Consider the following 11,300-nt stretch of genomic DNA (forward strand, 5'->3'; position numbering starts at 1 on the left):
AACCTGATAACTCTCCTTATTATTATGACTCTTCATTACTCTTCCTCGCGTGGCTTAATTAGTGTCCATCCGGAAAGAGCCTTTTGTTGTCATTCCCGCGCGCTTTAAGCGGGAATCCAGGCAGGGCATAGCAATGGATTCCCGATAAAACCATTCGGGAATGACGATTACGGATGGACACTAATTAGAGTCCCGGATTGCTACAGCCTGCTTGTTCGTGTAAGATGATTTTGCGGCTAAACTGATTTTCAAAACTTCAACACCATCATTACAGGTGATAGCCGGCTCTTTCTCCCGGATGATATTTTCGACAAAATTTTCTAATTGTGTAATGTATGCATCCGTAAACCGCTCCATAAAAAACGGCACCGTATCGTGACAAACGCCTTCTTTTGTCATGACCACGATGGGCGTTTCTCTCAAATAGCCGATCTTAATTGTGCCCTTTGTACCCACAATTTCGGTGCGGATGTGATATCCGTAAATACCATTGCGGCATAAGTTTACCACGCCCAAGGCACCATTCTCAAAATTGAGATTCGCGATGCCGTTATCGATATCTCCGATTTCCTTTATCTCCGGGTAAGCCAACGCAGCCCCTGAGGCATAAACATTTTCAACCTCACCCATAAACCAGCGGGCCAGGTCAAAATCGTGTATGCCCATATCGGTAAACAGACCGCCGCTAACTTTTAAATACTCAACGGGGGGTGGATGAGGATCTCGTGTGGTGGATTGGAAGACGACCGGGGTTCCAATCACTCCATCCTCAATTTGTCGTTTCGCGGCAAGATAGCCTTTATCGAATCTGCGCATAAACCCCATGTGAAAGAACACCCCCGCATCATCTACGGCTTGTTTGATTTCAACGCCTTCTTGCAAAGACAGAGTCAAGGGTTTTTCACAAAAGATCGCTTTGCCATGCTTGGCAGCCGCCAGGATGATATCCCGGTGGGTGCTGGTTGAAGTAACGATGACGACTGCATCGACTTCTTTGTCTGCTACTAAATCTAGATAATCGCTAAAACATTTGGAAATGCCAAACTCATTTGCGCATGCATCCATCGACTGCCGGTCGATGTCGGATATGGCTATTAAATTGGCGGCCGGAATACGATTAGCAAAATAGTCAGCATAATTTCTACCGAGTCGTCCCAGACCAATAAGGCCTATGTTAATTCTTTTGGTCATTCCTGCTTAAATACCTCGATAAAGGTGCAAGGGTACTTCTGACAGGGGTTTGGAGCCCTGTCAGAGTTTCCCGTTTGGCAACAGAGTCTCAGTCAAAATCCGTCACGGTTATTTTTACTTCGTTGCGATCTTTTTGCAGTAACACGGCATTTGCATCAACCTCGTCCAGGCCTATTTTCTTGGTGATCATTTTTGTCATGTCCATGCCGGCCTCCATGCAACTGATGACATTCGGAAATGTGCCGTGACCCGAATGACCTTGTGCACCGACGACACTTGCTCTCCGGACTTGCAGTACTTCGCCGGTCAAGGGAATTTTGGCATCGGCGCGGGCAACAACCACAACCGTTGTATTGATCGCCCTGCCTTCCCAGATGATTCTCTCAATATCAGGCCAAACAACACCGGGTAAGCCGGTCGCTTCAAGAATAATTTTAGCGCCCATGCCTTTCGTTATCTCCAGTACCGCCTCGGCTGCATTATCTTTGGTGGGATCGATGGCATGAGTCGCGCCCATGGACAGGGCCATTTTTCTGCGCGTCTCAGCAGGTTCCGAGATGATAACGTTGCTCGCCCCTGCCTGTGCCAGCACTGAGCAGGCGGCAACGCCAATCGGTCCACCGCCTAAGATAACGACACTCTCACCCGGCCGGATACCGCCGCCACGTTCAATGACCGCATTATAAGCCACGGATGTCGGTTCGACCGTGCTGCCCAGAAGCCACATCTTCTCTTCTCCATAAATATCACGCAATCCCTCCAGACTCCAGAGATAACGGGCATCAACTGCTACATATTTTGCAAAAGCGCCATCACAGGAAAAGCCGATTTCCTGAAGCTTTTCACAATGATTTGGGTAACCATCGGCACAAGGCTTACACTGCGCACACCAAAACATCTCCTCGGTGCAGACGGCTTCTCCAATCTCATATCTTTTTCCGGTGCGTTTGTTGATGGCATCTTTCCCAGCCTCAACGACCTTTCCAGAAAATTCATGGCCCAGAGTCACCGGGAAGGCAGTGAGACCCGGATAGAAAATATAGCCGTCTTCGTCGGTCTGCCGCATGTGGACATCACTGCCGCAGATGCCACAGGCCTGTAATTCAAGAAGCACTTCGGTTGGGCCTGGTTTTGGCTCCTCTTTCTCCACCATGTCAATATGAGGATTCCTCCAGACCCGGCTGCCTAAATAAGTCATCTCACCCTCGACATCTTTCAAACCGAGTTTGAAATCATCTCTGGGCTCCCAACTTGCAGAAATCGTTGCAGTTTTCATGATACTACCTCTTACATGTATATTAATGGTTGGTAAATTGGTTTTACTTTAGTTGCAAAACGGATGACCGTTTAACGGCAATAGTCTTCCTTCAGTTTTTCTAAAACATCACGGTGGGTGCGATCAAATGGTCCCTCTTTTTCCAATTTCAGAGAAGTGGCGGCGGCGGCGAATGCACAGGACTTCTCAGGAGAAGCGGTGAGTCGACTCGCCAGATAGGTGGAAATGCAAGTATCTCCGCGACCGGTGCGGCCGTCTAAGGATTGCGGTGTAAAAGGGGCTTCGAACACATCACCCTCCGCATAAACCAATACGCCGTCTTTGTGGGTGATGAGCACTTCCCGCGGGCCCCAATCAGAAATCATCCGGGCGGCCTTCACCAGGTCTTTCTCGCCGGTGATGACTTCGGATTCTACCGAGTCTGCTTTGATGGTGTGGATTCGTCTCAAACCATGCTCCTTTTCTGACCAATCCACAAACATCAGAGAATTTCCTTTCCTGACCCGTAAGACGCCCTGCAGGTCGAGGGCAACCTTGTCAAACCTCTCAGTTATATATTCGATTAGCTGCAAGGAGACCTCTCCAGCCATGATCGGTCCGATGTGAAAAACTTTGGTTTCGATATCCGGAATCTGCTTTTCGCTGAATTCCCCGGCAAAGGCAATGGGCTCACAAACTCTTTCATTCAGGTTGTTTTCTGAGAAATACGTATTTTTGATACCGCTGGTCGCTTCGGCTTCGTAAGCAAAAATCTTCACCCCGTTTTTTTCAAAAACTTCGAGATAAGAATAGTCCGCTTTGGCGAGCATTGTGATAATAGCGGTGCGAATATTTAGTTTCGACAAAGCCAGGGCGCCGTAATACACCGCGCCACCGGAAGCCTCTTTCTCGACGCCGTGGATGATGAGTTTATCTTTAGCAAAATGCCCTAAAATGATGATGTCAAAACTCATCCTATATTCTCACTTCCAGCCCGTCATAGGCCACTGTTATATTTTTGTAAGGGGACAGTTTCTCCACGAGCTCCTCATGAGGAAAAGTGTTATGCCCAATATGGGTGATCACAAAACGGGTTTTCGGATATCGTTCGGCAATCTTGATTACCGTGATTATGTCGATGTGGTCGGTGCCGCCATCCCAGGCCACGGTATGGAAAATGACGAGTTGGGCCTGTTTCACCTGAGCCCTCTGGTAGTCGGACAATTTCGTATTCCCACTATCGCTGAAATGCACGATACGCTTGTCATTTTGCCTGAATATCAGCCCAAAGGTGGGAATTTTGTGCGACACATCGAACGGGGTTACTTTGATTCCACCGACTTTGACGGATTCCCGGTCGTACAACACACGAAACTTGCATTGCTCGTACAACCGGTCGGTTACTTCAAAGTTGCCGAGAACGGACATATTGCCATAAACCGGAATTTTTTCCGGCCAGTATTCAAATTCTGTGATGCCGGCAATGTGATCATAATGTTTATGAGAAAGAAATATGGCTGATATGTCAAATATGCACTTTTCATTTAGCATCTGTCCAACTGAATTAGGGGTATCAAAGAGAATTGTCTCGGAGCCATTTGAGATAATAACAGAGACTCTGCGGCGATAGTTTTTGCCGCCTTCTTTACGCGCGCGCTCACAAAGTTTACACTGACAGCCGACCGCTGGTATGCCACGGCCATCTCCAGTTCCGGCAAATGTTATCCGCATGGAGGCATCTCCTTAGACTGTTAATTCACAAATAGAACAACAGACCCGAAAGTAAACTACTGGAATATTACATCTTAGCATGAGGAGTAATGGCTCATTGAATATTTGTTTACCCTAACTCCATGTATCCAATACTCTATCAATCCGCTGACTTCAAAAGATTTAACCTTATTGGTCAAGCAAATAATCCCAAAAGTTCATGAATAATCCAGGTTAATTATTATTATCGTTCAGCGAAATAGAATATTTAACGCGACCAGACACACACCAAGAACTATACCTAAATATCCTACCTGTCTCGAATCAACAATAATAACTCTTTCCACTTTATTTTTGTTCCTGGTAATAAATACGTTACGGCCGCAATACTGCGTAACATATTACAATAACCCAGCCGGTTCAGTTTAAGTCATTCATATCGAGGAACATTACTCATTCATCGTCAATTTTTCTTTAGTAATCAATTCTATTTTCGTTGAAATGAATTCGGACACGGTTTGACCATTTATAATATCAACGGCCGTTTCGACAGCTAATTTCCCCATTGCAGAAGGATATTGGGCAATAGAACCTTCCATCTCGCCCTTCTGTATAGACTCCCGGGCATCCTCTACAGCATCAAATCCCACCACGATGATTTCCCCACTCTTTCTGGCGGCGGCAATAGCCTCAATAGCCCCGAGCGCCATCATATCATTGCAAGCAAACAAAGCTTGTACATCAGGATTGGACTGAAGAATGTTTTGAAAAACATTAAACCCCTGATCTCTTTCCCAATTGGCTGTTTGGGAAACAACAATTTCGATTCCAGATTCATGGTCCACCGCTTGATGAAATCCTTTCAGTCTCGCGTCACCGGTTTCATGACCCGGAATGCCTTCAAGCACAGCGACTTTACCTTGACCTCCTAATTTTTTTACGATATACTCTCCAGCAATTCTGCCCCCTTCAACATTATCCGAACCTATAAAGGCAGCTATTCGGGCTCCAGCTTCTTGCAGAGCTTCGGCATCCACCCTGGTATCTACGATTAGTACAGGAATGTTTGCTTTATTCGCCTTTACAATAGCAGGAACGATCTCTTTTGAACCGCTGGGAGAGACACAAATCACATCCACTTTCCTTTGAATGAGATTTTCGATAATTTGCATCTGCTTTTCTACGTCCACCTCCCGTTCAGCCGCTTGTACGATTAAATTTACACTCAGTCTTTCCGCGGCTTCTTCTGCGCCTTTTTGCATGTCGATAAAAAAGGGATTGTTCAATGTTTTCATTATGAGCGCTACGGTTGGGCCGTCTACAGCCGACTTTTCACCCCGTTGGCACCCCAAGCTAACCATCATAATAAAAAAATAACAAATAAATCTTCTCATTAGTAATCCTCCCATTGGTTAGAAATGATGGACATGGAGTAATTGGATTCCATCCACTTGCCTTATTTTAGCCTTTTGTATCGTACTCAATTCAAATTACCACGCCTTCCTTACTTTCGTTGTTTTTTGAGAGCCATATCCAGTAATACCGCAATGATGATCACCGAACCGATAACAATCTGCTGAATGAAAGAGGATACTCCCAATAGATTCAGCCCATTTCTAAGAACCCCCATTATTAACGCGCCAATTAAGGTTCCTAAAACCGTTCCCTCTCCTCCCATGAGACTGGTGCCACCGATAACGGTCGCAGCGATGGCGTCCAATTCGTACATGTTGCCAGCAATAGGTTGTGCAGAATTCAAACGCGCCGTCAGAATTAGGGCCGCCAGTCCACTTAACATGCCACAAAGAGCGTAAACCATGGTTTTATAAAGTTTGACGTTTATTCCGGATAATATCGCTGCTTCCTCATTGCCGCCTATGGCATAAGCATATCGGCCCAATTTTGTACGGTTCAATACAAAGTGAGCGATGATATAAACCACACCCATAATGATTACAGGAACTGGTATGTGAAAGATTTCTCCCGTGGCCAAATAACGGAAGTTTTCTGAAAAACCAGAGACCGGTCTCCCTTTCGTATATAAAAGAGCGGCTCCCCGGGCGACACTCATCATGCCTAAAGTAGAAATGAATGGCGGAATCCGACCATGCGTAATCAGCAATCCATTTATCATCCCACAGGATAGACCTACTCCCAACCCGACCAAAATGGCTATGGGCAGAGGAACCCCTGCTTGTAAGACGCTGGCCAGAACAACCCCAGAAAAGGCTACCAGAGATCCGACAGATAAATCAATCCCTGCTGTTATAATTACAAAAGTCATGCCTACGGCGATAATGGCGTTAATCGAAGTTTGCTGGGCTACGTTTAATAAATTCGAAACGGTTAAAAAATAAGGCGTCATGATCCAAAGAACAATCGACAAGCCTATGAGTCCCAACAAAGTTCCGAATTGCCTGCCGTAATGGGCTAAAAAATCTTTAACTGCCATTTCCCTCCCCTAAAGCATATTTCAATATTCTTTCCTGTGTTGCTGCTTCAGCAGATAATTCTCCGCTAATCCGGCCCTGGTGCATTACTAAGATTCGGTCACTCATACCCAAAATCTCCGGTAATTCCGAAGAGATCATCATAATGGCCACGCCTTCGGCAGTGAGTCGATTCATCAAATGATAGATTTCAACTTTCGAGCCTACATCAATGCCTCGAGTGGGTTCATCAAATATGAAGACATCAGCTTCACAACATAACCACTTGCTCAGAACGACCTTTTGTTGATTGCCGCCACTTAAAAATAGTACCTTCTGATTTAAGCTTGGGGTTTTGATTCGTAAAGCCTTGAAATATTTATTTGCCGCCTGAGCCTCTTGTTTTATTTGCACGATTCCCATCTTAGAGAATCTTTCCACACTTGGGAGACAAATATTTTCTTTTACCGATAAAATTAAAATTAATCCTTGTGTCTTTCTATCTTCTGTTAAAAATCCAATGCCTAAATTGATGGCACTGCGGGGGGATTTGATACTTTGAAGCTGATTTTTTATATAAATTCTTCCGGAATCAATTTTATCAACGCCAAATAGAGCTCTTGCTAATTCTGTCCTTCCCGATCCCATAAGGCCAGCAATCCCTAAGACCTCGCCCTTACGGAGGGAAAAACTAATATCTTTCAGCACCCCGTTTCTATTTAATCCCTCGACACGTAAGATCTCTTCACCAATCAGCGCTTTTTGCTTGGGAAATTGTTCCTTCAACTCCCGATCAACCATCATGCGGATAAGTTCGTCCCTGGTGATATCACTGATTTTATGCGTGCCAATATATTTTCCATCACGCAGAATCGTGACTTGATCGCCAATTTCAAATAACTCTGCCATCCGGTGGGAAATATAGACTATGGAGACCCCTTTTTCTTTCAGTTTGCGAATCGTAGTAAAAAGCTCATTGATTTCGTTTTCCGATAACGCGGACGTGGGTTCATCCATAATAAGAATTTTAGCATCCAGTGAAAGAGCTTTGGCCACTTCTACCATTTGCTGCAGCGCGACTCCCAACTCTTTTACCAGCTGATGAGCATTTATCCCAACACCTAAATCGTTCAAAATTTTCTGCGCCGAATCAAACAGTCTTTTTTGATCGATCACACCTGCATTGCGATAAGGTTCACGCCCAAGAAAAATATTTTCACCTGCGCTAAGATGCGGAATCAGATTAAATTCTTGATAGATAATACTAATGCCGAGATCCTGGGCATGCCGGGGATTCTTTATCTCTATTTCATCGCCTTCCAGAAAAATTTGCCCCTCGGTCTTTTGATAGGCTCCGCTTAAAATTTTCATCAGAGTAGATTTACCGGCGCCATTTTCTCCCAAAAGCATGTGTACTTCACCTTTGCGGAGTTCTAAATGAACATCGTCCAGGGCCACCACGCCAGGAAAGGTCTTGTGTATGTGCTTCATTTTCAGAATGATTTCGTTCTTCATCAACTATTTCGTCGAGTTTATTACACCAAAGGAATTGTCTCTTTAATTTTATTACTCACCGATAATCAATAGACAATAATCAACGTTTACGGCACATCTGTCGGCCAAGCAATCTTGGGAAAAAATTGATAATCGAGAAAATATTGATCGATCACAGCATTCGACCAACGACTCTTCATGACCATTTTTTTCTTCTTGATTATCTTTCTAAGATCAATATATTTTGTAAACTTTGAATAGTCCTCCCAACTGCCTTCAAATTTCTTCGGCCACTCTTTTGCAAGAGGATGGTCTGGCATTCTGATACTAATTCGATGTTCCTGATATCTCTCTTGCATATCTTTGAGTATCACGGGATTGTTTAGGCTCATGTATTTAATCGATATAGCTGCTGATGGAATGGTTTCCCAACCAACCGGCAGAGAACCATGTCCTCCCCATTGGACATTTATGCGCGCCCGGCTGCTGTGCTTCCTGGCATCTGCAAGCGCTTCTTTGGTGCTTAAAATCGCTCTATGAAAATATGCGTAGACGTTAACAATCTCTCCGCTCTCCGGATCGTATTCAATCCAGACCTTTTCGTGATCGGTCGGGTCGTTATCCGCGGGGAAATTAATATCATCATCCCAGAAGAAGCTGTATTCAATGATAGATTTTTCAGGATGGAATATAACGACGACATCTTCCAAACTGAAAAACTCATCCGTATGGATGTAAACCCTCGGCGCTAATTTCAAAACAAGCTCCAATTCCTCGGATGTGACATCGTTTGGGGGATCCAATTCTAAAGCACTGGCGTACTCTCTACTTGATTCTTTCAGTCGTCTTTCTAAATGAAAAGTATAGCCGAGACGATTATGGTAATAGACATTGTCCGGCTCTAATGTTAACCCCTTTTTGTAGTGCTCGATTGCTGCCTCGTAGTTCTCAGCTTTATGTTGACCTCCGACACGATAAAGATCGAGGTACATATCGCCCAGTTTAAAATGCAACACGGACATCGTGGAAATAGATGAAACATACTTTTCATCGATTTGTGTTGTTGAACTGTTTTGGGCAAGGATGTTAGTTGAACCAAACCCAATTGCAAAACTAAAGAGCAATAATAGTCTTAATTTGTTCATAATTTTATGACTTTCTTTAATGAGTCTCTAAAAAAAACCTTTCAAAATTAATCCCAATTTAATGCTTCAAATAACACCCTCCCTTCATTACCAGAAGGGAAGGAAACACCTAACATAGTTGCAAGCGTAGGCGCTAAATCGTTAAGATTGACCGACATGCTGTAGGTGCCGGATTTCACCTGCTTTCCAAAAATGATTAATGGAATGTGTGTATCATAGTCATAACCTGTCTCATGATCCGCTCCTTTGTCTACGCTATTTTTGTATCCAGCGGTAACAAAATAAGGTTTCAAATGAATGAGCAAATCGCCGCTCCTTTCAGGATAAAATTGGTTCAGGTATCTTTGCGAAATTCCATTTGTTGGAAGATTACCCGTGGAAAGCTGAGTTCGAGTAAAAACTTCTGCAATCCCTTTAATTTGCCGCAACGCTTCTGCGGCTTTGTTTTCGACATCGGACAAATTTAAATTGTGATTTTGAATGGCCGCATAATTCAAATAAACATTTGGTTTTACGAAAGCTTCTACCCAATCAGCTTGACCAAATTCACTATCCAGAACTGAATCGACCGTGGTAGGAATGACAACCGAATCTTCACCTTTTGGCCTTTGTTGGGTATCAATTCTACCGGCTTCAACGTCAAATTGTGCCATGTATTCAGGAACAGGTCCACTGCCATGGTCCGCAGTCAACACGATAGCAATTTTATCCAGGCCGATCTTTTCATCTAAAAAAATGAAGAATTTTTCCAAAACACGATCGATTCTCAGCACCTGATCTTGCATTTCCACGCTGTAAGGTCCGAAAAGATGCCCAATACGATCCGTCGCTGAAAAACTGATGGTTAAAATATCCGTAAAATCGTCCTGTCCAAGATTTTCATTTTCAATAACAGCCTTAGCAAAAGCTGCCAGATGCTCATCCGCCCAGGGAGAATGGCTGAAAGCCTCATAGTAGTCTTTGTTTGGCTCATTGGTTTTCCCATCAATCTGATGTGGAAAAATTATGCCGATGCCTTTGTAATTCCTTTCGTGTGGAAAATTATCTGCACGAGAAAGCCCATAAACATCATCATCTAAAAGTTTATCCCAATTGCGTCCAAAATATTGATCCGGGATTTTCTGGTTATTGAACTCTCTTACCCATCCCGGCAATTCACTCATGTAAAAACTGCTGGAAATGAAATCCCCTGTATTTTTTTTAAACCAGTAGGCCGCATTCGCCAACTTGCCACTGGGCAAAATTGCAGCTCTGTCTTTGTAGGAAATACCGATGACTTTCGATTTAAAATTATTCGACAGCCTGAGCTCATCTCCCACCGTGGTCACGTTCAAATTCTTAGGCGATCTACCCGTAGTTTTCTCATTCGTTCCTTTACTATCACCCAGAATAGGTTTTGTGGGATCCTCGACGCAATTCACCTTTTTTTGTAGATTTCTATCCCACCATTCGTTATCTACAATGCCAGAAAAGTGTCCTGAAGCGCCGGTCAACATGGTAGCGTGGCCCGGGCCCGTTGAGGTTCGGAGATGATTAATATGGGTGTTGGTAAAATTAGCTCCTTGGCTCAGAAGAAATTTGAATCCGCCCGTTGAGAAGTGATCTTCAAACCGGGTCAGATAATCGTACCTGAAGGCATCGATAGCAATTAAGACCACCAATTTAGGTTTTTGGGTGTTTCTACCTAAAGCCAATAATGAGTTGAGCGAAATAAAAAGGCTAAAAAAACAAAATACACTAAAAAGCAATACCTTATCAGTAAAATGAACGATGCGTTTTTCACCAGCCCTAAACACCAGCCCAAGGGTGGGGATTTTATGCCTCTTTCTCGTACACAATTTGCACTGGAAGCCAACGGTCGGAATGCTGTGCCCATCTCCTGTTCCGGTAAATGTTATCCGCATGGATTTCTCTCTTTGCTCAGCGAAATAGGATGTTTAACGCGACCAGACACGATCCAAGAACCAGCCCAAAATATCCAACTCTCTTAGAGTCAACAATAATCATTTCCTTCCATTTTATCTTTTGCCCCGGTGAGAAATACGACACCGCGGCAATGATTCCGAAGCACAATAC

General features: G+C 44.1%; 9 protein-coding genes. All 9 read right to left on the bottom strand.

Annotated features, from left to right (window positions below; all coding sequences use genetic code 11):
- Window positions 1–180: 180 nt before the first annotated feature.
- Window positions 181–1,191: an inositol 2-dehydrogenase gene (gene iolG, locus IH879_12035; protein MCH7675666.1), complete on the bottom strand. Its 1,011-nt coding sequence runs from the start codon at window positions 1,189–1,191 to the stop codon at window positions 181–183.
- An 88-nt stretch (window positions 1,192–1,279) separates the two neighbouring features.
- A complete protein-coding gene (locus IH879_12040; protein MCH7675667.1) occupies window positions 1,280–2,467 on the bottom strand; it encodes an alcohol dehydrogenase catalytic domain-containing protein in 1,188 nt (395 codons plus the stop codon).
- Window positions 2,468–2,538: 71 nt separating this feature from the next.
- Window positions 2,539–3,420, bottom strand: coding sequence for a hypothetical protein (locus IH879_12045; protein ID MCH7675668.1), 882 nt, complete (start codon window positions 3,418–3,420; stop codon window positions 2,539–2,541).
- Between the two features lies 1 nt (window position 3,421).
- Window positions 3,422–4,177 (bottom strand): MBL fold metallo-hydrolase, encoded by a 756-nt coding sequence (locus IH879_12050; GenBank protein ID MCH7675669.1) that lies wholly within the window; start codon window positions 4,175–4,177, stop codon window positions 3,422–3,424.
- 428 nt (window positions 4,178–4,605) lie between these two features.
- Window positions 4,606–5,550: a substrate-binding domain-containing protein gene (locus tag IH879_12055; protein MCH7675670.1), complete on the bottom strand. Its 945-nt coding sequence runs from the start codon at window positions 5,548–5,550 to the stop codon at window positions 4,606–4,608.
- 110 nt (window positions 5,551–5,660) lie between these two features.
- Window positions 5,661–6,608 (bottom strand): ribose ABC transporter permease, encoded by a 948-nt coding sequence (locus tag IH879_12060; GenBank protein ID MCH7675671.1) that lies wholly within the window; start codon window positions 6,606–6,608, stop codon window positions 5,661–5,663.
- A complete protein-coding gene (locus IH879_12065) occupies window positions 6,598–8,088 on the bottom strand; it encodes a sugar ABC transporter ATP-binding protein (protein MCH7675672.1) in 1,491 nt (496 codons plus the stop codon). Before IH879_12065 ends, IH879_12060 begins: the two co-directional genes overlap by 11 nt.
- 98 nt (window positions 8,089–8,186) lie before the next feature.
- Window positions 8,187–9,224 carry a tetratricopeptide repeat protein gene (locus IH879_12070; protein MCH7675673.1) on the bottom strand — a complete coding sequence of 346 codons (1,038 nt, stop codon included), beginning with the start codon at window positions 9,222–9,224 and terminating at the stop codon, window positions 8,187–8,189.
- 47 nt (window positions 9,225–9,271) lie between these two features.
- On the bottom strand, window positions 9,272–11,128 hold the full coding sequence (locus IH879_12075) for an alkaline phosphatase family protein (protein MCH7675674.1): 1,857 nt from the start codon (window positions 11,126–11,128) through the stop codon (window positions 9,272–9,274).
- Between the last annotated feature and the right edge of the window lie 172 nt (window positions 11,129–11,300).

The organism is candidate division KSB1 bacterium (assembly GCA_022562085.1).
GTDB lineage: Bacteria > Zhuqueibacterota > Zhuqueibacteria > Oceanimicrobiales > Oceanimicrobiaceae > Oceanimicrobium.

Bases quoted from the DNA above. Each gene is read 5' to 3' on its own strand.
- IH879_12040 (MCH7675667.1), bottom strand. From the start codon at position 2,467: ATGAAAACTGCAACGATTTCTGCAAGTTGGGAGCCCAGAGATGATTTC.
- IH879_12075 (MCH7675674.1), bottom strand. From the start codon at position 11,128: ATGCGGATAACATTTACCGGAACAGGAGATGGGCACAGCATTCCGACC.
- IH879_12050 (MCH7675669.1), bottom strand. From the start codon at position 4,177: ATGCGGATAACATTTGCCGGAACTGGAGATGGCCGTGGCATACCAGCG.
- iolG (MCH7675666.1), bottom strand. From the start codon at position 1,191: ATGACCAAAAGAATTAACATAGGCCTTATTGGTCTGGGACGACTCGGT.
- IH879_12055 (MCH7675670.1), bottom strand. From the start codon at position 5,550: ATGAGAAGATTTATTTGTTATTTTTTTATTATGATGGTTAGCTTGGGG.
- IH879_12045 (MCH7675668.1), bottom strand. From the start codon at position 3,420: ATGAGTTTTGACATCATCATTTTAGGGCATTTTGCTAAAGATAAACTC.
- IH879_12060 (MCH7675671.1), bottom strand. From the start codon at position 6,608: ATGGCAGTTAAAGATTTTTTAGCCCATTACGGCAGGCAATTCGGAACT.
- IH879_12070 (MCH7675673.1), bottom strand. From the start codon at position 9,224: ATGAACAAATTAAGACTATTATTGCTCTTTAGTTTTGCAATTGGGTTT.